The sequence below is a fragment of the Streptococcus mitis genome, from assembly GCF_946188585.1.
In the GTDB taxonomy this organism is placed as follows: domain Bacteria; phylum Bacillota; class Bacilli; order Lactobacillales; family Streptococcaceae; genus Streptococcus; species Streptococcus mitis_DG.
The window spans coordinates 1-21,953 of record NZ_CAMHVI010000008.1 but is presented as its reverse complement, the minus strand read 5'-3'; the positions used below and the strand labels follow the sequence as shown (position 1 = coordinate 21,953).

Annotated in this window: 23 protein-coding genes; 4 read left to right on the top strand and 19 right to left on the bottom strand. The window is 40.7% G+C overall.

What is annotated here, in order from left to right; genetic code table 11:
• Window position 1: 1 nt before the first annotated feature.
• A complete protein-coding gene (locus N8M66_RS08310; RefSeq protein WP_000146947.1) occupies window positions 2-265 on the bottom strand; it encodes a phosphocarrier protein HPr in 264 nt (87 codons plus the stop codon).
• A 351-nt stretch (window positions 266-616) separates the two neighbouring features.
• Between N8M66_RS08310 and nrdH the strand changes: the two genes are divergently transcribed.
• The 4 genes from nrdH (at window position 617) to N8M66_RS08290 (ending at window position 5,135) form a co-directional block, all read left to right on the top strand.
• Window positions 617-835 carry a glutaredoxin-like protein NrdH gene (nrdH, locus tag N8M66_RS08305; RefSeq protein ID WP_000259243.1) on the top strand — a complete coding sequence of 73 codons (219 nt, stop codon included), beginning with the start codon at window positions 617-619 and terminating at the stop codon, window positions 833-835.
• Between the two features lie 80 nt (window positions 836-915).
• Window positions 916-3,075 carry a class 1b ribonucleoside-diphosphate reductase subunit alpha gene (gene nrdE / locus N8M66_RS08300; RefSeq protein WP_261046874.1) on the top strand — a complete coding sequence of 720 codons (2,160 nt, stop codon included), beginning with the start codon at window positions 916-918 and terminating at the stop codon, window positions 3,073-3,075.
• 188 nt (window positions 3,076-3,263) lie between these two features.
• On the top strand, window positions 3,264-4,226 hold the full coding sequence (nrdF, locus tag N8M66_RS08295) for a class 1b ribonucleoside-diphosphate reductase subunit beta (RefSeq protein WP_000451386.1): 963 nt from the start codon (window positions 3,264-3,266) through the stop codon (window positions 4,224-4,226).
• Window positions 4,227-4,367: 141 nt separating this feature from the next.
• A complete protein-coding gene (locus N8M66_RS08290) occupies window positions 4,368-5,135 on the top strand; it encodes a DeoR/GlpR family DNA-binding transcription regulator (RefSeq protein WP_261046870.1) in 768 nt (255 codons plus the stop codon).
• 65 nt (window positions 5,136-5,200) lie between these two features.
• Here N8M66_RS08290 and lacD read toward each other — a convergent pair whose 3' ends face one another.
• The 18 genes from lacD to truB form a co-directional block, all read right to left on the bottom strand.
• Window positions 5,201-6,181, bottom strand: coding sequence for a tagatose-bisphosphate aldolase (gene lacD, locus N8M66_RS08285; protein WP_001229114.1), 981 nt, complete (start codon window positions 6,179-6,181; stop codon window positions 5,201-5,203).
• Window position 6,182: 1 nt separating this feature from the next.
• Complete coding sequence (locus N8M66_RS08280; protein WP_261046868.1) at window positions 6,183-7,112, bottom strand: tagatose-6-phosphate kinase; 930 nt, start codon at window positions 7,110-7,112, stop codon at window positions 6,183-6,185.
• 10 nt (window positions 7,113-7,122) lie between these two features.
• Window positions 7,123-7,638, bottom strand: a complete 516-nt coding sequence (gene lacB, locus N8M66_RS08275; protein ID WP_001216918.1) for a galactose-6-phosphate isomerase subunit LacB — start codon at window positions 7,636-7,638, stop codon at window positions 7,123-7,125.
• 30 nt (window positions 7,639-7,668) lie between these two features.
• Window positions 7,669-8,094 carry a galactose-6-phosphate isomerase subunit LacA gene (lacA, locus tag N8M66_RS08270; RefSeq protein WP_000029277.1) on the bottom strand — a complete coding sequence of 142 codons (426 nt, stop codon included), beginning with the start codon at window positions 8,092-8,094 and terminating at the stop codon, window positions 7,669-7,671.
• Between the two features lie 390 nt (window positions 8,095-8,484).
• Window positions 8,485-9,381, bottom strand: a complete 897-nt coding sequence (locus N8M66_RS08265) for an aldose 1-epimerase family protein (RefSeq protein ID WP_261046866.1) — start codon at window positions 9,379-9,381, stop codon at window positions 8,485-8,487.
• Between the two features lie 99 nt (window positions 9,382-9,480).
• Entirely contained in the window at window positions 9,481-10,956 is a 1,476-nt protein-coding gene (locus tag N8M66_RS08260; RefSeq protein WP_070479246.1) for a PTS galactitol transporter subunit IIC, read from the bottom strand.
• A 48-nt stretch (window positions 10,957-11,004) separates the two neighbouring features.
• Window positions 11,005-11,310: a PTS sugar transporter subunit IIB gene (locus N8M66_RS08255; RefSeq protein WP_000590547.1), complete on the bottom strand. Its 306-nt coding sequence runs from the start codon at window positions 11,308-11,310 to the stop codon at window positions 11,005-11,007.
• Between the two features lie 38 nt (window positions 11,311-11,348).
• The gene (locus N8M66_RS08250; RefSeq protein ID WP_261046859.1) at window positions 11,349-11,825 is read right to left on the bottom strand and encodes a PTS sugar transporter subunit IIA; all 477 of its coding nucleotides are present in this window, start codon (window positions 11,823-11,825) and stop codon (window positions 11,349-11,351) included.
• Between the two features lie 260 nt (window positions 11,826-12,085).
• Complete coding sequence (gene lepA / locus N8M66_RS08245) at window positions 12,086-13,909, bottom strand: translation elongation factor 4 (RefSeq protein WP_001047207.1); 1,824 nt, start codon at window positions 13,907-13,909, stop codon at window positions 12,086-12,088.
• 78 nt (window positions 13,910-13,987) lie between these two features.
• A complete protein-coding gene (locus tag N8M66_RS08240; protein WP_261046858.1) occupies window positions 13,988-14,716 on the bottom strand; it encodes a metallophosphoesterase family protein in 729 nt (242 codons plus the stop codon).
• Between the two features lies 1 nt (window position 14,717).
• Window positions 14,718-16,385, bottom strand: a complete 1,668-nt coding sequence (gene recN / locus N8M66_RS08235) for a DNA repair protein RecN (protein WP_261046855.1) — start codon at window positions 16,383-16,385, stop codon at window positions 14,718-14,720.
• Window positions 16,386-16,391: 6 nt separating this feature from the next.
• Window positions 16,392-16,823 carry an arginine repressor gene (locus N8M66_RS08230; protein ID WP_261046853.1) on the bottom strand — a complete coding sequence of 144 codons (432 nt, stop codon included), beginning with the start codon at window positions 16,821-16,823 and terminating at the stop codon, window positions 16,392-16,394.
• A gap of 1 nt (window position 16,824) precedes the next feature.
• Window positions 16,825-17,631 carry a TlyA family RNA methyltransferase gene (locus tag N8M66_RS08225; RefSeq protein ID WP_261046851.1) on the bottom strand — a complete coding sequence of 269 codons (807 nt, stop codon included), beginning with the start codon at window positions 17,629-17,631 and terminating at the stop codon, window positions 16,825-16,827.
• Window positions 17,624-18,499, bottom strand: a complete 876-nt coding sequence (locus N8M66_RS08220; RefSeq protein ID WP_261046848.1) for a polyprenyl synthetase family protein — start codon at window positions 18,497-18,499, stop codon at window positions 17,624-17,626. The genes N8M66_RS08225 and N8M66_RS08220 overlap by 8 nt, the downstream gene beginning before the upstream one ends.
• Entirely contained in the window at window positions 18,496-18,708 is a 213-nt protein-coding gene (locus tag N8M66_RS08215; protein ID WP_000043226.1) for an exodeoxyribonuclease VII small subunit, read from the bottom strand. Before N8M66_RS08215 ends, N8M66_RS08220 begins: the two co-directional genes overlap by 4 nt.
• Window positions 18,686-20,026 (bottom strand): exodeoxyribonuclease VII large subunit, encoded by a 1,341-nt coding sequence (xseA, locus tag N8M66_RS08210; protein WP_261046845.1) that lies wholly within the window; start codon window positions 20,024-20,026, stop codon window positions 18,686-18,688. The genes N8M66_RS08215 and xseA overlap by 23 nt, the downstream gene beginning before the upstream one ends.
• A 127-nt stretch (window positions 20,027-20,153) precedes the next feature.
• On the bottom strand, window positions 20,154-20,792 hold the full coding sequence (udk, locus tag N8M66_RS08205; RefSeq protein WP_001181377.1) for a uridine kinase: 639 nt from the start codon (window positions 20,790-20,792) through the stop codon (window positions 20,154-20,156).
• 109 nt (window positions 20,793-20,901) lie between these two features.
• Window positions 20,902-21,780 (bottom strand): tRNA pseudouridine(55) synthase TruB, encoded by an 879-nt coding sequence (truB, locus tag N8M66_RS08200; RefSeq protein ID WP_261046843.1) that lies wholly within the window; start codon window positions 21,778-21,780, stop codon window positions 20,902-20,904.
• Window positions 21,781-21,953: the final 173 nt, after the last annotated feature.

The following is a 21,953-nucleotide window of genomic DNA, read 5'->3' as shown; positions in this document are numbered from 1 at the left end:
CTTATGCCAATCCTTCTTTTTCCATTGTTTCTGAGATTGCAGCGATAGCGTCATCTGCATCTGCACCTTCAGCTGAGATAGTTACGTCAGCACCTTGGCCAACACCAAGACTCATAACACCCATGATTGATTTAAGGTTAACTGATTTACCTTTGTACTCAAGAGTGATATCTGAAGCAAATTTGCTAGCAGTTTGTACCAACAATGTTGCTGGACGTGCGTGAATACCTGTTTCTGCCACTACGTGGAAATCTTTAGAAGCCATAGTTTGACTCTCCTTTTGTTCTTTCTTTTTTGAGTTATATGTGATAACCCTTACAATTTGGTATTATATCATCTTCTAGGATTTTTTTCAAGCATTTTATGGGATTTATTCGATTTCCTTTCAGATAACTTGCTGAAAATCTTCTATTCTAGATAACAAAACACAGGATATAGTTTTTCAAAAAACAACTTATAGGAGAATTATCACTATTTCATAAGATAGACACTACATATTGTGTTTTGTTTGGTTATGTACAAAAATAGACCACTATATTTAGTTTCAAATCATTGACAAAAATTTATTTTCTGATATACTAGGATAGTATTAAAATTTTTTAAGAGGAGTTACACAATGGTAACCGTTTATTCTAAAAATAACTGTGTCCAATGTAAAATGACTAAACGTTTCTTGGACAGTAATAACGTTGAATATAAAGAAATTAATCTCGATGAACAACCTGAGTACATCGATCAAGTTAAAGAGCTCGGTTTCAGCGCAGCTCCTGTTATCCAAACACCAACTGAAGTCTTTTCAGGTTTCCAACCAGGAAAACTGAAACAATTAGCATAATCTTAGTACATCATCCAGAAGAGACTGCTTCTAGGGCTAACTTAGAAGCCTTTCTTTTGTAATTAGATAAGGGAAATTTTATGGGATTAAAACATCTTGAGGACGTGACCTACTTCCGTCTCAATAACGAAATCAACCGTCCTGTTAATGGACAAATCATGCTTCATAAAGATAAAGAAGCCTTGGATGCCTTCTTTAAAGAAAATGTAGTTCCAAACACTATGGTTTTTGATTCAATCACTGATAAAATCAACTACCTCATTGAACACAACTACATCGAAACAGCCTTCATCAAGAAATACCGTCCAGAATTTTTGGAAGAATTGTCTCAATTTATCAAAGACCAAAACTTCCAATTCAAGTCTTTCATGGCTGCCTATAAATTTTATAATCAATATGCTTTGAAAACCAACGACGGTGAATATTATCTTGAAAGTATGGAAGACCGCGTCTTCTTTAACGCCCTTTATTTTGCAGACGGTGATGAGGCGATTGCAATCGATATTGCCAATGAAATCATCCACCAACGCTACCAACCGGCTACTCCTTCCTTCTTGAATGCTGGACGTGCTCGTCGTGGGGAGTTGGTATCTTGTTTCTTGATTCAGGTCACAGATGATATGAACTCTATCGGACGTTCTATCAACTCTGCTCTTCAACTTTCACGTATCGGTGGTGGTGTGGGAATTACCCTCAGCAATCTTCGTGAAGCTGGTGCACCTATCAAAGGCTATGAAGGGGCAGCTTCTGGAGTCGTACCTGTTATGAAACTTTTCGAAGATAGCTTCTCTTACTCAAACCAATTGGGTCAACGTCAAGGTGCCGGTGTTGTCTACCTCAACGTCTTTCACCCAGATATTATTGCCTTCCTTTCAACTAAGAAAGAAAACGCCGATGAAAAAGTTCGTGTTAAGACCCTTTCACTTGGTGTTGTGGTGCCCGATAAATTCTACGAATTAGCACGTAAAAATGAAGAAATGTACCTCTTCAGCCCATATTCTGTAGAGCTTGAATACGGTGTGCCATTTAACTACATCGATATCACTGAGAAATACGATGAACTAGTCGCAAATCCAAATATCCGCAAGACAAAAATCAAGGCGCGTGATTTGGAAACTGAAATCTCTAAATTACAACAAGAATCTGGCTACCCTTATGTAGTCAACATTGATACGGCTAACCGTGCAAATCCTGTTGATGGTAAGATTATCATGAGTAACTTGTGTTCTGAGATTCTTCAAGTCCAAGAACCAAGCTTGATCAACGATGCTCAAGAATTCCTGCAAATGGGAACAGACGTTTCATGTAACCTTGGTTCAACCAACGTGGTCAACATGATGACTTCACCTGACTTTGGTCGTTCTATCCGTGCTATGGTTCGTGCCCTTACTTTCGTTACAGATAGTTCACATATCGTAGCTGTACCTACGATTGATCATGGAAATAGCAAAGCCCATACCTTTGGTCTTGGTGCAATGGGACTTCACAGCTACCTTGCCCAACAATTGATTGAATATGGATCACCTGAGTCTGTTGAATTTACAAGCATCTACTTTATGCTTATGAACTACTGGACCTTGGTAGAGTCAAACAATATTGCGCGTGAACGTGGTATCACCTTCCACAACTTTGAAAAATCAGAGTATGCTAACGGAAGCTACTTTGACAAGTATATTACAGGCGAGTTTGTTCCAAAATCAGACCGTGTTAAAGAACTCTTCAAAGATGTCTTTATCCCAAGTGCTGCTGACTGGGCTGAACTTCGCGACAAGGTTCAAGCAGATGGTCTTTACCACCAAAACCGCCTTGCTGTAGCGCCAAATGGTTCTATCAGCTACATCAATGACGTTTCTGCTTCTATCCACCCGATTACGCAACGTATCGAAGAACGTCAAGAGAAGAAAATTGGTAAAATCTACTACCCTGCTGCTGGTTTGTCAACAGAAACCATTCCTTACTACACTTCTGCTTACGACATGGATATGCGTAAGGTCATTGATGTTTACGCAGCTGCAACTGAGCATGTGGACCAAGGACTTTCACTCACACTCTTCATGCGTAGTGACATTCCAAAAGGTCTTTACGAATGGAAGAAAGAAAACAAACAAACGACACGTGACCTATCTATCCTTCGTAACTATGCCTTTAACAAGGGTATAAAGTCTATCTACTACGTCCGTACCTTTACAGATGATGGTGGAGAAGTCGGTGCCAACCAATGTGAAAGCTGTGTGATTTAAACTTTGCTTGAGGAAACTACTTTTTCTCAGATAAGTGATTCATTCACCCTGCTAAACTAGAATAAGCATCTATACTATGAAATAACAAAAAGTCGGGCTTCCGACTTTTTGTGCGATACTCCTCTAGAATTATGATAAAATAGAAGTAATTGTGAGTTCGCAATACTAAACACAGAAAGAGATTTCAAATGGAAACTTACTACAAAGCCATTAACTGGAATGCCATCGAAGATGTCATCGACAAATCAACTTGGGAAAAGCTGACGGAGCAATTCTGGCTCGATACACGTATTCCTTTGTCAAATGACTTGGATGACTGGAGAAAGCTATCAAATGTAGAAAAAGACTTGGTTGGAAAAGTCTTTGGTGGTTTAACCCTTCTCGACACTATGCAATCTGAAACTGGTGTTCAAGCCCTTCGCGCAGACATCCGTACACCGCATGAGGAAGCTGTTTTCAATAACATCCAATTTATGGAATCTGTCCACGCAAAATCTTATTCATCAATCTTCTCTACTTTGAACACAAAGGCTGAGATTGAAGAAATTTTCGAATGGACCAATACCAATCCTTATCTACAAAAGAAGGCTGAAATCGTCAACGAAATCTACCTCAACGGTAGCCCACTTGAAAAGAAAGTTGCCAGTGTCTTCCTTGAAACCTTCCTCTTCTACTCCGGTTTCTTCACTCCCCTCTACTATCTTGGGAATAATAAACTAGCCAACGTCGCTGAAATCATCAAATTGATCATTCGTGATGAGTCTGTTCACGGAACCTACATCGGATATAAATTCCAACTCGGTTTCAATGAATTGCCTGAAGAAGAGCAAGAAAAACTCAAAGAATGGATGTACGACCTGCTCTACACTCTCTACGAGAACGAAGAAGGTTATACAGAGAGCCTCTATGACGGTGTTGGCTGGACGGAAGAAGTTAAAACCTTCCTTCGCTACAATGCCAACAAGGCACTCATGAACTTGGGACAAGATCCACTCTTCCCAGACTCAGCAGATGATGTCAACCCAATCGTCATGAACGGTATTTCAACAGGAACATCTAACCACGACTTCTTCTCTCAAGTCGGAAATGGCTACCTTCTTGGTGAAGTTGAAGCCATGCAAGACGATGACTACAACTACGGTTTAGACTAAGTCAACAATTTCATAACTGATAGCAATATCATGGTTTGTTTAAAACAACCATGATATTTTTGTTTTTGTTTTCTTTTGTTTTTTAAATTGATTGATTGAATACTTTATGATAAAATAGTAATAGAAATAGAGGTGATAACGATGCTAAAGCAGGAAAAACTAGATAATATTCTAGAAACGGTAAATACAAAGGGAACTATTACTGTAAAAGAAATCATGACTCGCCTAGATGTGTCAGATATGACTGCTAGACGCTACTTACAAGAGTTGGCTGACAAGGATTTACTTGTTCGTGTGCATGGAGGAGCTGAAAAAATTCGCACAGGCTCCATTTTAAACAATGAACGTTCCAATATTGAAAAACAAAGCTTGCAGATTGCAGAAAAACAAGAAATTAGCCGTTTTGCAGGCCATTTAATCGATGCAGGGGAAACTATTTTTATTGGCCCAGGAACAACATTGGAATCTTTTGCTCGTGAACTTCCAATTGATAATATTCGTGTTGTAACAAACAGTTTACCAGTCTTTCTCATCTTAAACGAACGAAAACTAACAGATTTGATTTTAATCGGTGGAAACTACCGCTCTATCACTGGAGCCTTTGTGGGAACACTAACCTTGCAAAACCTAGCCAATCTCCAATTTTCTAAAGCTTTCGTTAGCTGTAATGGTATTAAAGACAATGCGATTGCGACCTTCAGCGAAGAGGAAGGTGAATCCCAGCGCATCGCCCTCAATAATTCCAATAAAAAATACTTACTAGCTGACAATAGTAAGTTCAATAAATTTGATTTTTATACCTTCTACAATATCTCTGATATTGATACCATCGTTTCAGATTCTAAACTGAGCAAAGAAACGTTTGAACAACTTTCAAAACAAACAAAAATTATTCTTTCTAAACCATAAAACGATCCCCACCGATTGGTGGGGATTTTTGTAAGTATTAAAAATTTCAGTTTTGAAAGACTTGCTTACACGCGTTCTTTCCATGAAGTTGCTGTAGTTTGAAGAACTTTGTTGAGCTCGTCAATATTTTCAAAACCAGTTGTGCGTAGCCATTCGCGAGCTGCTGCTTCACCATCTTTGATGTACGCTTCAACTGATCCAGCCCATGTAGCACGGCCACAAAGAACTCCGTTGAAGTTTGCACCTGATTCATGGGCAAATACAAGAGTATCTTGGAAGAGTTTAGCTGATACACCAGCACTCAAGTAGATGTACGGCAAGTTAGTTGCTTCATCTTGAGCTTTGAAGAAGGCTGCTGCTTCTTCACGTGTATAAACTACTTCACCTTCAGCGAAGCCTTCAACATATTTAATGTTAACAGGAACTTCTACTTTCAAGACATCAATGTTAAAGCGTGGGTCTGAGAAGACTTTCATAGCTCCAATAACTTTATGTGGTTTTACTTTCGCATATTCTACAGAACCTGCGTCCGCAATTTTTTCATCGTAAGCAAGGATTTCAAGGAAGAATGGGATATCTTCAGCAACACATTCAGAACCGATACGTTCGATGTAAGCTTGTTTTTCTTGGTTAAGTTCGTCTGAGCTATCTACATCATAGTAAAGTAAGAATTTAACTGCATCTGCACCTTCTTCTTTGATACGTTTTGCAGACCAAACATCCAAGCAGTCTGGCAAGCGTTTTGTGCTTGTTGTGTCATAACCTGTTTTTTCATAAGCAAGGAGAAGACCAGCTTTTTCATCAAGAGCTTTAGTTGCTGGAAGTCCATACTCAGGGTCAAGAAGCATAGATGAAGCGTATTTAGTCAATTCATCTGCTACCAAGACTTTGAGTTCTTCCATTTGAGCCACAGTTGGTTCTTCTGTTTGGTGTTGAGCCATTAGACGTTTCAAAGCACCACGTTGGTCAAAAGCAAGAGCTGAGATGATACCATTTTCATCAGAAAGTTTTTCTAAGCGTGCACGTTTTTGTTCTGTTAAAGCCATTTTATACCTCTTTTACTATTAATTGATCAAATAGAGCTTGATAGTTAGCCATGTTGACATGACCAGTCATTTTTTCTTGAGCATTGAGCATACCAAGGACATTTGCCTTGATGAGTAATTCTGCATCCGATTCTTTATGAAGTAGTCCTGAAGAAATCCCTGCCACAGTAGAGTCTCCAGATCCAACAGGATTTACCACCTGAATTCTAGGAATATCTACCTTGTAGAAAGTGTCACCATGTTTGGCAAAAGCACCGTTGGCACCAAGTGAAACGATAATCCATTCAACTCCTGCAAACAAAGGTTCTTGAAGAACTTCTTTTAATTCATCCAAATCTTTTGAAACTTCTTTTCCTAGAAGCTGTGACAGTTCTTCATTGTTTGGTTTTATTACTGTTGGTTTATGAGGAGATTCAAGAACTGCTTCTAGAGCAGCTCCTGAACAGTCCAGTACAACAGGTTTTCCAGCATCATTTGCAATTTTTACAAGTTGAGCATAGTAGTTAACTGGAAGACCGGCAGGTAAACTACCTGAAATAGCAACAACTTCTACATTATCAAGGAGTTTTTCAAAATGAGCCAAGAAAGCTTGACCTTCTTGTTCAAAAACCTCTGGACCTTTTTCTAATACTTCTGTTTGGTTTTCTCCATGAAGAATAGCAATACAGTTTCGAGTTTCTCCTTGAATAGAGAAGAAACATTTGGTTACTTTATCATCAATATTTTCAACCAAGTATTCGCCAAGTTTGCCACCAACTAAACCAGTAGCAGCTACAGGATCGCCAAATTCTGAAAGTACTCGTGTAACATTGAGGCCCTTACCACCAGCTGTTTTGGTTACATCCACCACACGATTGACAGTATCAATCTTCAACTCATCCAAGGGATAGGAGATATCAATGGATGGGTTCATTGTGACTGTTAAAATCATAGGTCACCTCTTAGTCGTGGTATTCTCCGCGATCCCATTTTTCAAGGAATTCAGTGAAGAAGTTTGCGTCTGTTTGTTGAGCATTGTGACTTTCAACGTGTTCAATTTTCGCAATCAATTTTTTGTTTTCTTCAGTTGGTTTGTATTCAGCATGGATGAAAGCTTCGATGATGTCACACATGAGCAATTCACCAGTAATCTTACCACCAAAACCGATAACGTTAGCGTTCAATTGTTCTTTAGCATAAAGAGCTGTTGTCATATCACGAACCAAGGCAGAACGAACACCAGGAACTTTATTTACAGCGTTGTTGATACCAACACCAGTACCACAGATACATACCCCAAGATCAGCTTGACCGCTAGTTACAGCTTCACCAACTTTTTTACCAAAGATTGGGTAGTGAGTACGTGTGTGGTCATAGGTACCAAAGTCAATGACTTCATATCCTTTTGATTTCAAAAATTCTGAAACCGCCATTTTTTCATCTGTTACGATGTGGTCACATCCAATTGCAATTCTCATTTTTAACTTACCTTTCTTACTGTAATCTAATTAGCACATTTTGTTCAACATATCGACACGAATTTGGTGACGTCCGCCATCGTATTTACCGTTAACAAATCCTTTAGCAATATTTTTAGCCAATTCATCACCAACAAGTTGTGCACCCATAGTGATCATACGTGAGTTGTTGTGGCCACGAGTCATATAAGCTGAACGTTCGTCAGAAACTTCTGCAGCAACCATTCCTTTGATTTTTGTTGCGACCATGAATGGACCAGCACCATAAGCATCAATCACGATACCAAGGTTTTGTTCTTCTTTGTTTACTTCTGCAGCAACAGCAAGAGTCACATCAACAAAGTCTTGACCTTCAGCTGTAACATCCACAACGTGGAAGTTTTCTTTTTCCAAGAAGTCTTTCACAACTTCTTTCAATCTCAAACCTGCAGCATCTGCACCGATAACAATAGACATATTGTATACTCCTTTTTATTTTTCTAGGCTAATAAAACCTTTTATAGTTAGCAGTTTATACTCTTCGAAAATCAAATTCAAACCGCGTCAACGTCGCCTTGCCGTACTCAAGTACAGCCTACGGCTAGTTTCCTAGTTTGCTCTTTAATTTTCATTGAGTATTACCTACAAAAAGCTTTCTAGCAGTTTATTGACAAATTGGATTGAATGAGATGAATTACACCTTATTCAAGTTTAGGAAACCAGTTTCCTAGAAATAATCTCTCTTTCAAAGAGAATATAACAAGCGATCATTTGTTTGTTACAAACACCATTTGTTGTTTACAAACATAATATACTCCTATTTTCTGAAAAAGTCAACAGTTAATGTTTGTTTTTGTGTTTTTTTATCTAAAAGAATTCGATATCAAAACCAATTTGATCTACTTGACCAGGTTCTAAGAGACGAACATTCTTCTTATCTTCTAGATGATCTCCTTCTTCAAGGGATGTTGACAAGCCAGACCATGGTTCAAAGGCAATGAAAGGTCCCTTATTTAAAGTTGACCAGATAATGAGATTTGAGAACTCTGCAAAGTGCACTTTCAACCCCTTATCATGTTTACGAGAACGAAGCGCAATTGTTCTAGATTGCAATTCATCTAAAGTAACTGCATCTGTGCTAAACAAATCATAGCTGAGCTCTACTTCTTTTTGACCGTCTATCCATGGACTTCTATCTTGGAAATCCAACATACCTGTTTCTGGGAAAGGACGTGGAACAGAGCAAGTCTCTTCTTTCTCAAACTCTAAATAGTAATCTTCATAGACTTCATCATCAAGTAGAGGACAATTAAAGCCTGGATGTCCACCAATAAAGTAAGGCATGACCTTGCTAGTTTCTTTATTGAAAATCTTGTATTGAGTCCGTACTGAATTTCCAGTAAGGATATAAGTGATTTCTAGGCGGAAATGATAAGGATAGTTTTGATAGCTATTCTCATCATCTTCAATTGCAAAAGTTACACTGTTTTCCGTTTGTTCAACTAAGTCAAATTCTTTCTTGCGGACCAGACCATGACGAGGAATCTTTCCTTTACTTTCTTGCCCTTTCTCATCTATATAGAAGGCTGTATCCTCTCTCAATGAACCACAAATAGGGAAGAGAACAGGAGCTTGTCCACTCCAATAAGTAGCATCCCCTTGCCACAAATACTCAAGACTGTCAGCATCTTTTATAGAGGACAGAGCCCCACCAAAACTGTTAAATTGAACACTTAATTGTTCTGATTTTAATTCAATTACCATGATTTTCTCCGATTTCTTGATAGTTTATAAAAAACTAGGCTGTCACTCCTAAAAGGTATGACAACCTAGTTTCAACAATTTACATTTTATAGGAGCGCATTATTTTGCTTTTGCTGCGTACTCTTCGTTACGTTTGATCATTTGTTTTCTGTACCAAGCAAAGATACCGATATAGAATACAAGGAAGACTACAGCACCAAGGATTGCTTTGATATCACCTGTTGTAGTGTTACCAATTGTCCAACCAAGAAGTTTTTCGATTGGTCCTTCAAGAGTTGAGTGAGTGATCAATTGAGTTTGGCTCACACCTTCTGGGAAGGCACCTACACCTTTAGCAAGTTCTGTTGCAAATGGTGCGATAAGTGTACCTGAAAGAAGGAAGAGTGGCAACAAGAGTGTTCCGAAGATAATCATACGGAGCAATTTACCACGGGTTACAACCAAGAGAGCTGGAGTAACACCCATAGCGATGATACCTGCAAGTGGCAAGATACCATTTCCGACGTTTGAAAGAAGTACTGCTTCAATCAACATAATTGGTGCAAGTACGTTTGCACAAGCCCAGATTTCAGCACGACCAGCGATGAATGGCCAGTCTAGACCGATGTTAAACTTACGTCCTTCCAAACGTTTAGTAGCAACGTTTGTAATACCTTGTGAAAGTGGTTCTACGGCAGCAATGAACCATGAACCGATAAGTGAGAAGAGTTCCAAAGCTACACCGGCTGTCAAACCAAGAGACAACCAACCTTTGATAACTTCTTGCCAGTTTGCTGCATCTTTAAGTCCTTCAACTGGATGTGGAGTTCCCATCAAACCGATAACGATACCAAGGATGAAACCGATGAAGAATTTAGATCCCCAGAAACCGATTTTCTTGTTCAATTTAGCAGCATCAAAGTCATATTTATCAAGACCTGGGAAGAATTTTTCAAAAATCTTATCCAAAACCATGATAACTGGGTTCATCATGTAATTCATGTGAGTTGAAGTCATTGGAGATGAACTTGGTGCGTTAAGAAGGTCATCAAATGTAGGTTTCATCAAGTCAGAGTTGATGATTTTAAGAACACCTACAAGGACAACTGCTGCAGTTGCGATGAAGAGAGAAACCCCTTGACTAACTCCATTGTTGTCAGCATACCATTTAATCAAAAGACCTGTGATAGACAAGTGCCAGATATCGAAGATATCGACGTCAAGTGTATCAGTTTTCTTCATAGCAAGCATCACTACGTTGACAATCAACATGATGAGCAAGAAGTAAAGTGTCCAAGCAGATCCCCAAGTAATTGTAGCAAGTGGTGCCCAACCAACGTCGGTGATGTTCAATTGAATACCAGTGTTTTCAACGAATTTTGCAAGTGATGCTGAGAAAGCACCATTTAGCATACCGATGATAGCACCGATACCAGTAAGAGCGATGGCAAGTTTGATACCACCTTCAAGCGCTTTGGAGAATTTCACTCCAAAAAGTAGAGCCAATACTGTCAAAATGATCAGCATGATGATCGGTCCACCCATATCCAAGATAGGTTTGAACAGCTTATTGGCTAGTTCGATAATGACATCCATAATAGTTCCTCCCGTTTTTTATGTTATATGAATGTTAACAAATTAAAATTAGCTTAATCCGTGTTCTTTGATAGCTGCTTCAATATTGTCAAATACTGGAGCACTCATAGCTGGGATACGGAATAAGATTGGTCCAGCTTCGATAACTGGAATACCTGGGTCAAAACCAAGGTCTGTCGCAGCAATTGGTGTGAAGATGTCATAACCTTTGATAAGGTCTTCGTTAACGTCTTTTACCATAACTGCATCACAGTGAACATCAAAACCGCGGTTTGAAAGTTCTTCTTCAAGAGCGCTTTTAATTTGGTGGCTTGAGTTAACACCTGCACCGCAGGCAGCAAGAATTTTAATCATATGGATTTCCTCCGATTTAATATTTTTAATAGACAAGATTAAGCGATTGCTTCAGCAATATAAGCATAAAGGGCTTCTGGTTCAGAAATTTTTGATAGGTCTTCAAGATGACCATTTCCAGTAAAGAAGTCCATCAACTGAGCAAGAATGTTTGTTTGACTTGAACTTGAGTTATTAATGATAAAGAAGAGCAAGGATACTTCTACTTCATTATCTGGTGCAATCATATTGTGGAAAGTCACTGGTTTTTCTAATCGAACCACCACAACTTTTTCTGCTAGATTATGAACAATATCTGTGTGAGGAATAGCCACATTCGGCAAATCCTTACCCAAAAATTCCATATCTAAGCCAGTTGGAAATGACTTTTCACGAGTGATCAAGGCTTCACGATAGGTTGGAGTTACGATTTCTCGTTCTTCCAATAAAGTTGCAACCTGATCAAATAGATGTTCTTGATTATCCGCTTCTAAGCAAAACACAAGGTTTTTGTCAAAGAAATGATCTAATCCCATAAGGTTTTCCCTTCTTTCCATTAACTTTATGCTATAAGTATAACACTATATGAAACCGTTGTCAACGGTTTTCTGTTGTTTTTTGTCCTTTTTTTGATTTTTTTGTTTATTTTTTATCTTTATAACCAAAACAAACATTTAAAACAAACACTTTAAACGATTTAATCCTATTCTAAATGCAAAAAAACAGGCCTTTTCAGCCTGTTTATCATTTTTTATTATATTAATGCCTTATACACAATAAAAACTATTTTGAAAATCTACTCTTCATCCATGCTCAAGACGCTGAGGAAGGCTTCTTGTGGTACTTCTACTGATCCGATAGCTTTCATACGTTTCTTACCAGCTTTTTGTTTTTCAAGGAGTTTGCGTTTACGAGAAACGTCACCACCATAACATTTAGCAAGTACGTTCTTACGAAGGGCCTTGATATCAGTACGAGCCACAATCTTGTGCCCAATAGCTGCTTGTATTGGTACTTCAAATTGTTGGCGAGGGATAATTTTCTTGAGCTTATCAACGATGAGTTTACCACGTTCATAGGCAAAATCCTTGTGAACGATAAAGCTGAGGGCATCCACCTTGTCTCCGTTGAGAAGGATATCCATTTTCACCAGCTTAGATGGGCGGTACTCTGACAATTCGTAGTCAAAACTTGCATAACCACGTGTCGAAGATTTAAGTTTATCAAAGAAGTCAAAGACGATTTCAGCAAGTGGTATTTGATAGATAACATTGACACGATTATCATCGATATAATCCATAGTCACAAAGTCCCCACGCTTGCGCTGAGCCAATTCCATTACTGCTCCGACAAACTCCTGTGGTACCATGATTTGAGCTTTAACATAAGGTTCTTCAATAGTCGCAATCTTGGTTGGGTCTGGGAATTCAGACGGGTTTGACACATCCATTGATTCACCGTCAGTCAAATTAACCTTATAGATAACAGACGGCGCTGTCATGATGAGGTCAATGTTAAACTCACGCTCTAAACGCTCTTGGATAACATCCATATGGAGAAGTCCAAGGAACCCACAACGGAAACCAAATCCAAGTGCCTGAGATGTTTCTGGTTCAAACTGCAAGCTGGCATCATTCAGTTGCAATTTTTCAAGGGCTTCACGAAGGTCATTGTACTTGTTTGACTCAATTGGGTAGAGACCCGCAAAGACCATCGGGTTCATCTGCTTGTAGCCATGTAATGGCTCTGCTGCAGGATTGGTTGCCAAAGTAACTGTATCACCCACACGAGTGTCCTGAACCGTCTTGATAGAAGCTGCAATATAACCAACGTCACCAGTCGCAAGGAAATCACGACCAACTGCTTTGGGTGTAAAAATACCGACTTCGGTCACATCAAAGGTCTTGCCATTGCTCATAAGCTGAATCTTATCGCCAGGTTTAACAACTCCGTCCATGACACGCACTTGGAGGATAACCCCACGGTAGGCATCGTAAACAGAATCGAAAATCAAGGCTTTGAGTGGTGCTGTCACATCACCCGTTGGAGCTGGCACTTTTTCTACGATTTGCTCCAGGATTTCTTCGATACCAATACCAGCCTTGGCAGAAGCCAAAACTGCTTCGCTGGCATCTAGACCAATAACATCTTCAATCTCTGTACGCACGCGCTCTGGATCTGCGGCAGGCAGATCAATTTTGTTAATGACTGGCATGATTTCCAAATCATTGTCCAAGGCTAGATACACGTTGGCAAGGGTTTGAGCCTCAATTCCTTGGGCAGCATCTACCACCAAAATAGCCCCCTCACAGGCAGCTAGCGAACGCGAAACTTCATAGGTAAAGTCTACGTGCCCCGGCGTGTCAATCAAGTGGAAAATATAAGTTTCCCCATCTTTTGCAGTATAATTGAGCTCAATGGCATTCAACTTAATGGTAATCCCACGTTCTCGCTCTAGATCCATACTATCCAAAAGCTGGGCCTGCATTTCACGGCTTGAAACGGTCTCTGTTTTTTCCAAAATGCGGTCTGCTAAAGTCGACTTTCCATGGTCAATATGGGCGATAATAGAGAAGTTACGAATCTTCTCCTGTCGTTTTTTCAATTCTTCTAAGTTCATGATTCTCTTCCTTTCAGGGTATCTATTTATTATAAATTGTTTTTGACATTTTGACAAGACCATACCCTGCTAGGAGTACTAATCTTCAGCAACAAAGCCGTCATTTTCGATAAAGTGGTGTTCTGTCATTCCTTGGTCTGTAAAGACAATCCCATGAAGGACACCACCATAGACAGCTCCTCCGTCCATCCCAATCTTGCCATCCTCTGTAGTCCAAAGCTCAGCTGTACCTCGGTCTTGATTCAACAAACCATAAACTGGTGTGTGACCAAAGACAATGGTTTTTCCAGTATGATTTTCGGCTTCGTGGAATGGTTTTCTGAGCCAAACTTTCTTGTAATCTGTTGTTTCATGCCAGTCATCTAAGGTCAAATCAATACCTGCGTGAACAAAGATATACTTGTCTGTCTCTACCACAAATGGCATTTGACGAATAAATTTGACCAAGTCTGCTGCTTCAGTAGCAACACGCTTGGCATCTTCTACTCCATCAACCGGTGCATCCAAGGGACGACCTAGGATAGAGTTAATAGTTGTATCTCCACCATTACGACGATAGTGGTCATAACTTTCTTCTGGGTCATCGAGCCAAGTCAAAAACATATACTCATGATTTCCTGACAAACAGATAGCCCCTTGATTATCAACCAAATCCTTGACCATTTCAAGGACACGGCGACTATCCTCACCGCGGTCAATCAAATCCCCTAGAAAGAGCAACTGGGTCTGACCATCCCATGTTTTGAGAAGGTCTTCCAGCATCCCAGCTTTTCCGTGAACATCTCCAATTACATAATAGTCTGTCATCTTATTTCTCCCTGTTTCTCAACAATTCTCTGGCTTGCGTCAGGGCTGCTTCCGTCACATCATCACCAGCCAACATCTTGGCAACTTCTTCCACTCGCTCTTCAACCGTCAAAAGACGAACAGTCGAAACTGTTGAATGGTCATTACTAATCTTCTCAATAAAGAATTGATAATCTGCAATCGCAATCACTTGTGGCAAATGGGAAATAGCCAGAACCTGCCCATGTTGGCCAATCTTGTGAATCTTTTGCGCAATAGCCTGAGCTACACGACCTGAAACTCCTGTGTCCACCTCATCAAAGACTATGCTGGTCTTGCCTTCTTTACGTGAAAAGGCAGACTTAATGGCGAGCATGAGACGAGATAATTCTCCGCCAGACGCAACCTTGACCAAGGGTTTAAAGTCTTCGCCAGGGTTGGTTGAAATGTAAAACTCGACCGTTTCATTGCCCTCACGACTGAATTTTCCCTTGCTAAAACGAACCTGAAACTGAGCTTTTTCCATATAAAGATCTTGCAGTTCTTGTTTAATCTCTGCTTCTAGTTGCTGAGCCAAGTCATGACGAGCAGATGCAAGCTGACATGCCAAATCGACAAGATTAACTTCCAACTTCTTAAGCTCTGCTTCCATGTCCTCAGATGAAAGATTATTTCCTGTCAAGTGATTGTATTCTTCTGTAATTTTAGCAAAATAAAGCAAGACATCATCAACAGTCCCACCATACTTACGAGTAATAGTGTGAAGAAGGTCCAAACGATTCTCGACCTGCATGAGACGATTGCCATCAAAATCAAGGTCCTCAATAATAGCTTCCAAACGTTTGCTAATGTCTTCTAAGACATAGTAGGTCTCAGACAGTGAACTTGAAATTTCACGGTATTCAGGGTCGTACTCTTCGACGCTTTCCATGTCATTCATGGCTGAACGAACATTGGCCAGACTTGAAAAATCTTCATTGTCCAACATACTATAGGCATTGGTCAGCGTATCCGCAATATTTTTATGGTTGAGGAGTTTCTCTCGCTCTTGGTTTAGAGCCAGGTCTTCTCCAGCCTGCAAGTTTGCCGCTTCAATCTCTGCCATTTGAAATTCCAACATTTCAATACGAGACTTGTGTTCCTGTTGGTTTTTCTTGACTTCCAGAACCTGCTTGCGCATTTTTCGATAAGCATCAAAACTAGTTTGATAGGTTTCTTTCAAGTCCCAAAAAGCTGCATCGCCAAATTCATCCAACATCTGGATGTGCAGTTGAGGACGCATTAACTCCTCTTGGTCATGCTGACCATGAATATCCACCAGATGTTGCCCAATAGCACGCAAAACCGACAGATTAACCATCTGACCATTCACACGGCTGATACTCCGACCATTTTGCAGAATTTCCCGACGGATGATAATCTCATCACCCATTTCCAAACCTTGCTCATCAAAAATTTCCTGTAAAAGGCGACTATTCTCAACTGAGAAAAGCCCCTCTATCTCTGCCTTTGGCGCACCATGACGAATAACATCTGTCGTCGCACGAGCTCCCAACATCATATTCATGGCATCAATGATAATCGACTTCCCTGCACCCGTTTCACCAGTCAGAACAGTCATACCCTTTTCAAAATTGAGGGAAATAGCCTCAATAATGGCAAAGTTTTTTATCGAAATTTCAAGTAACATATAGACCTACCAATTTTTTACTTGTTCAAAGATTTCCTCAGCTAGATTTTCACTTCTGGCAATGACTAAAATCGAGCTATCATCAGCTAAACAGCTAAAAATCTTGTCCGTAAAAGTCTCGATTAACTGAGCTTTTACAAAAGCTGTATTTCCTGGGATAACTTGGAGATTGATCATCTTATCCATCAATTCTGCTGATTCGATATTGTCTTCAGCCAGTTGCAAACTTTTTACGATTGATTTTGGCAATTCATAGACATAGGTATTGTCTCTCAAAGGAATTTTGACAATACCTAGCTCTTTGATATCTCGGGATACCGTTGCTTGAGTGGCAGTGATTCCTGCCTCTTTCAAATGTTCTACAATTTCTTCTTGCGTACCGATTTGATAATCTGTCACAAATCGTCTAATTTTTTCAAGTCTCTCTTTTTTATTCATTTTAAAATTGACTATGCGCCCTCTCTACTACTTCTTCAATCTCAGCAAGAACCTGATTGCTTGCTGACTCTTCTTTTTTCAAATACGCTAAAAACTCAATATTTCCATGTCCACCTTGGATGGGAGAAAAGTCCAAACCAAGGACTGAAAAGCCTTCCTCTACTGCCATGGTTGTGACAGATTCAAGAACATTCTGATGCACCTTGGCATCGCGAATAATTCCATTTTTCCCAATCTGCTCACGTCCTGCTTCAAACTGAGGCTTAACTAGAGCAACGACCTGACCTTGATCTGCCAAGACACGGTGCAAGGCTGGCAGAATCAGACTGAGGGAAATGAAACTCACATCAATACTGGCAAAGCTCGGTTCCTTTTCGAAATCAGTCTTTTCAGCATAGCGGAAATTAAACTGCTCCATGCTGACAACCCGTGGGTCTTGGCGTAATTTCCAAGCCAACTGATTGGTACCAACATCAACTGCAAAGACTAACTCAGCACCATTTTGCAGCATAACATCTGTAAAGCCACCAGTAGAGGCCCCGATATCAATCGTGGTCGCTCCTTCCACTGACAAATCAAAGACCTGCAAGGCCTTCTCCAGTTTCAAGCCACCACGGCTGACATACTTGAGTTTCTCCCCCTTGAGTTTTAACTCGGTGTCATCTGGAATTTTCTCTCCTGGCTTGTCAAATCGTTCTCCATTAAGGACTGCTACGACTAGACCAGCCATGACACCGCGCTTGGCCTGCTCTCTCGTTTCAAACAAGCCCTGTTTGTAAGCTAGTACATCCACTCTTTCCTTAGCCATTGATTCTCAAACTTTCTACTACTTTCACAATCGATTCTATTTCAAAGGGAACCTGCTGAGCAATTTCTTCTAATTTTGCATTAGCTTGATCCAGAGTTTGGTTACAAAAGGCAATGGCCTCTTCCAATCCTAACAAGGCTGGATAGGTTGACTTTTCAGCCTGCAAATCCTTTTGTGGTGTCTTGCCGATTTCCTCAAAACTAGCTGTCACATCCAACACATCATCTCGAACTTGAAAGGCCAGCCCGATCAATTCGCCAACAGTTTTCAGTTTTGCTTGCATTTCAGGTGCCAATTCTGCTATAATAGCAGCCGCTTGGAAGGGATAGGCTAGTAGTTTCCCAGTCTTATTGGCATGAATGGTCTGAAGTTCTTTCAAAGACAAATGCTGATGTTCGCCCTCCATGTCCAAAACCTGACCTGCAACCATCCCCAGACTACCTGAAGCAAGGGATAAGTTGGCAATCAAGTCCACCTTAATCTGACTTGGCAAATCTGCCTGCGCTATCAAGGCAAAGGGATCTAGGAACAAGGCATCTCCAGCCAAAATAGCCATTGCTTCGCCAAATTTCTTATGATTGGTCAAACGCCCTCGACGGTAATCGTCATCATCCATGGCAGGAAGATCATCGTGAATCAAGCTCCCTGTATGAATCATTTCCAAGGCCGCGGCTACCTGCGCATGAGATGGTTTAATAGCGACCTGTAAGGCTTCTAAAACTTCTAACAAGAGAAAAGGCCGAATACGCTTGCCTCCAGCATGAATGGAATAGAGAACAGACTCTCGCAAACTAGGGGCAAACTGCTGGTCTCCATAAAAATCTTCCAAGGCAGACTCGACAAGAGCTAATTTTTCTTGCTTCTTCATTCAAAATCACTTTCTGTTCCGTCTTCTTGCATGACCTTGACCAAGGTCTTTTCAGCCTTGTCCAGCGTCGCTTGGAGCTCTTTGGACAAGACCATCCCCTTTTGAAAGGCAGCAATCGCATCTTCCAGAGCAATTTCACCATTTTCCAAACTTTGGACAATAGTCTCCAGTTCTGCTAGATTTTCCTCAAATTTCTTTTGTTTTGACATCTTTAACCTCTAATTCTACTTGACCATCCCGCATCAAAAGCGTTACTTGGTCTTTTTTCTTCAAACTCTCAACCGAATCTACAACAGACTCTTCTTTTTTGACTATTGCATAGCCACGCGCCACGATACGACTGGTATCCAACATCAGCAGGGCTTCTGAAAGTCTTTTCACCTCAGCAACCTTGGCATCATAAACCAGCGCCATTTGGCTACGTAGGAGCTTATCTAACTGACCTATGCGGTCTTGATAGCGTTGGATTTTGGTCACAGGTGATAATTGCACCAGTTGATGCGTCCTTGCTTGTACTAGCTGTTTGTTATCAGAAATCCGTGTTCGCAAACTTTGTTTTAAACGCAGTTGCAGTTGGTCCAAGCGTTGTAAATAACCATCATACAAGCGCTCTGGTTGTCTAAAGATGACTGACTGACTGCATTTTTTCAGAGCTTCTTGTTTCTTAGATAGGACATTTCGGACTGCTGTTGCCATCCGTTTTTCTTGATTTTGCAAATGAGCCAAGAGATCCAACTTGGTCACAGGTGTTGCTAGTTCAGCTGCAGCTGTCGGCGTCGCAGCCCGTCTATCTGCCACAAAATCCGCCAAGGTCACATCCGTCTCATGCCCCACACTAGAAATAACTGGCAAACGAGATTCAAAAATAGCCCGTACCACAATTTCTTCATTAAAGGCCCAGAGATCCTCGATGGAACCACCACCACGACCAATAATGAGCAAATCCAAATCGTCACGTTGATTAGCACGCGCAATATTTCGAGCAATTTCTTCTGCTGCTCCATCACCTTGTACCTTGGTCGGATAGAGAAGAATGTCCACTCCTGGAAAGCGCCTGCTGACGGTCGTGATAATATCTCGAATAACGGCTCCACTACGACTTGTCACCACACCAATTCTCTTAGAAAATTGGGGAAGAGGTTGCTTGAAGCGTTCTTGAAACAGACCTTCTTCTGTCAATTTTTTCTTGAGTTGTTCAAACTGAATCGCAAGCGCTCCAACCCCATCAGGCTCAGCCTTTTCAATGATGATGGAGTAGCTACCACTCGGCTCATAAACCTGCACGCGACCAATTACATTGATTTTCATTCCTTCTTCAAGGTCAAACCCTAATTTCTGATAAATCCCAGACCAAATAGTCGCTTGAATGACTGCATGGTCATCCTTTAGGGAGAAATATTGGTGAGTAGGTCGTTTACGAAAGTTGGAAACTTGACCAGTTAAATAGACCCGTTCCAAGTAAGGGTCTTTATCGAATTTCATTTTCAGATACTTGGTCAAAGTTGTTACCGATAAATACTTTTCCATCTCCACCTACTACTCATTTTCTTGCTCTTTCATGGGTATTATTATACCAAAAATATGCCTAAAAATCTCCATTTATGTACCATTATGAGGGAAAAATAAAAAAAGGAGGCAAAGCCTCCACATCTGATTATTTGCTGTTTCGAGCTTCCTCCAAAATCTTTTCGATCTTGGTGGTCAACAGATCAATAGCAACTGTATTGCTGACCCCTTCAGGAATGACGATATCCGCATAACGCTTGGTTGGCTCAATAAACTGATGGTACATGGGTTTAACCACACCTAAGTACTGGTCAATAACGCTATCAAGACTACGGCCACGTTCTTCCATATCGCGCTTGATACGACGAATAATGCGCACATCATCATCCGTATCCACAAAAATCTTGATATCCATCAAATCGCGCAGACGCTTGTCCTCCAAAACCAAAATCCCCTCAACGATAAAGACATCTTGAGGCTCTTGACGATAAGTCTTGCTACTTCGTGTATGCTCTGTATAGTCATAAGTCGGAATGTCCACCGGACGCCCTGCCAACAATTCCTTAATTTGCTCGATCATTAAGTCTGTATCAAAGGCAAAAGGATGGTCGTAGTTGGTTTTGACACGCTCTTCAAAGGTCAAGTGAGACTGATCCTTGTAGTATGAATCGTGCTCAATCATGGAAATCTTTTCATCAGGGAAATGCGATAAAATGGCTCTTGAAACACTGGTTTTCCCTCCACCAGAACCACCTGTCACTCCGATAATGATTGGTCTATTTTGCATGCTATCCTCCGTTTTTTTATCCGTCGTCTATTCTATCACATTTTTTGCAAAATTTATAGTCTGATTTGGATAGTCTATGGGAAACAACATTCCCTACACCCCAGTTAGACTAGATAAAAACCTTCCTTGGTTTGTAGAGATTGTCTCGCTTTTCTAGAATGGCTAGCAATTTATCATCTTCAAAGGCAGCTAATTCTTGGTCTGTTTGGTCGAGCTCGATAAAGCGACCAAAGCGCACTTCTGTAGCCTCTTCTGGACTTAGAAAAACTTTGACAAGGTCCCCCGTCCCAATCTCTAGAGGATGGAGAAAGTCCAATTTGCCAACCTCCACTTTTTCAGCAATTTCTTCCAAGGTAAGAGCATCTTCTAGTTGCAAACCAGCTGCACTAGTACGAGTCAGATGTGACATATGAGCTGCATAACCAAGCTTCTCTCCCAAATCAACTGACAAGGTACGGATGTAAGTCCCTTTACTGCATTTTACACGAAAAGTAAAGCGTGCAAGATGACCCTCATAAGAAATTGGACTTGTTCGCTCAAATTGATAAATAGTCACCTGACGTTCTGGGCGCTCTACTTCCTGTCCAGCACGCGCATACTCATAAAGCTTACGACCATTGACCTTGACAGCCGAATACATAGGTGGAATCTGAGTAATAGGCCCAGTCAAGCTCGCAATCGCTTCATCAACAAGCTTTTCATCCAAGGGTGATAAAACAGGTGTCTCTGCGACCACTTCCCCACTGGCATCCTCAGTCGTCGTGGAATAGCCCAGAGTGATTTCCCCCTCATAGACCTTGCCCTCGTCCTGCATAAACTCGACCATGCGGGTCGCCTTGCCAACCGCAATCGGCAAAACACCCACCACATCCGGATCCAAGGTCCCACCATGACCAATCTTCTTTGTTCCCAAAATCTTACGCAGTTTAAAAACCGCATCATGCGAGGTCATGCCCGCTTCTTTTTTTAAGTTGATAATACCGTTCATATGTTACTCTCTTATTCCTCTGCTCCTAAATATTTCTGCGCTTCCTGAACATAGAAAAGCTCTGGATTTTCATGGGCAATGCTTTCAAACAAACTTCGGGCACGAGCTTCATCTCCTTTTAATTGGGCATTGAGAGCGCCATAATAAGAAAACATGATTCGAGCTAACTTACT

Bases quoted from the DNA above. Each gene is read 5' to 3' on its own strand.
- N8M66_RS08310 (WP_000146947.1), bottom strand. From the start codon at position 265: ATGGCTTCTAAAGATTTCCACGTAGTGGCAGAAACAGGTATTCACGCA.
- nrdH (WP_000259243.1), top strand. From the start codon at position 617: ATGGTAACCGTTTATTCTAAAAATAACTGTGTCCAATGTAAAATGACT.
- nrdE (WP_261046874.1), top strand. From the start codon at position 916: ATGGGATTAAAACATCTTGAGGACGTGACCTACTTCCGTCTCAATAAC.
- nrdF (WP_000451386.1), top strand. From the start codon at position 3,264: ATGGAAACTTACTACAAAGCCATTAACTGGAATGCCATCGAAGATGTC.
- N8M66_RS08290 (WP_261046870.1), top strand. From the start codon at position 4,368: ATGCTAAAGCAGGAAAAACTAGATAATATTCTAGAAACGGTAAATACA.
- lacD (WP_001229114.1), bottom strand. From the start codon at position 6,181: ATGGCTTTAACAGAACAAAAACGTGCACGCTTAGAAAAACTTTCTGAT.
- N8M66_RS08280 (WP_261046868.1), bottom strand. From the start codon at position 7,112: ATGATTTTAACAGTCACAATGAACCCATCCATTGATATCTCCTATCCC.
- lacB (WP_001216918.1), bottom strand. From the start codon at position 7,638: ATGAGAATTGCAATTGGATGTGACCACATCGTAACAGATGAAAAAATG.
- lacA (WP_000029277.1), bottom strand. From the start codon at position 8,094: ATGTCTATTGTTATCGGTGCAGATGCTGCAGGTTTGAGATTGAAAGAA.
- N8M66_RS08265 (WP_261046866.1), bottom strand. From the start codon at position 9,381: ATGGTAATTGAATTAAAATCAGAACAATTAAGTGTTCAATTTAACAGT.
- N8M66_RS08260 (WP_070479246.1), bottom strand. From the start codon at position 10,956: ATGGATGTCATTATCGAACTAGCCAATAAGCTGTTCAAACCTATCTTG.
- N8M66_RS08255 (WP_000590547.1), bottom strand. From the start codon at position 11,310: ATGATTAAAATTCTTGCTGCCTGCGGTGCAGGTGTTAACTCAAGCCAC.
- N8M66_RS08250 (WP_261046859.1), bottom strand. From the start codon at position 11,825: ATGGGATTAGATCATTTCTTTGACAAAAACCTTGTGTTTTGCTTAGAA.
- lepA (WP_001047207.1), bottom strand. From the start codon at position 13,909: ATGAACTTAGAAGAATTGAAAAAACGACAGGAGAAGATTCGTAACTTC.
- N8M66_RS08240 (WP_261046858.1), bottom strand. From the start codon at position 14,716: ATGACAGACTATTATGTAATTGGAGATGTTCACGGAAAAGCTGGGATG.
- recN (WP_261046855.1), bottom strand. From the start codon at position 16,385: ATGTTACTTGAAATTTCGATAAAAAACTTTGCCATTATTGAGGCTATT.
- N8M66_RS08230 (WP_261046853.1), bottom strand. From the start codon at position 16,823: ATGAATAAAAAAGAGAGACTTGAAAAAATTAGACGATTTGTGACAGAT.
- N8M66_RS08225 (WP_261046851.1), bottom strand. From the start codon at position 17,631: ATGGCTAAGGAAAGAGTGGATGTACTAGCTTACAAACAGGGCTTGTTT.
- N8M66_RS08220 (WP_261046848.1), bottom strand. From the start codon at position 18,499: ATGAAGAAGCAAGAAAAATTAGCTCTTGTCGAGTCTGCCTTGGAAGAT.
- N8M66_RS08215 (WP_000043226.1), bottom strand. From the start codon at position 18,708: ATGTCAAAACAAAAGAAATTTGAGGAAAATCTAGCAGAACTGGAGACT.
- xseA (WP_261046845.1), bottom strand. From the start codon at position 20,026: ATGGAAAAGTATTTATCGGTAACAACTTTGACCAAGTATCTGAAAATG.
- udk (WP_001181377.1), bottom strand. From the start codon at position 20,792: ATGCAAAATAGACCAATCATTATCGGAGTGACAGGTGGTTCTGGTGGA.
- truB (WP_261046843.1), bottom strand. From the start codon at position 21,780: ATGAACGGTATTATCAACTTAAAAAAAGAAGCGGGCATGACCTCGCAT.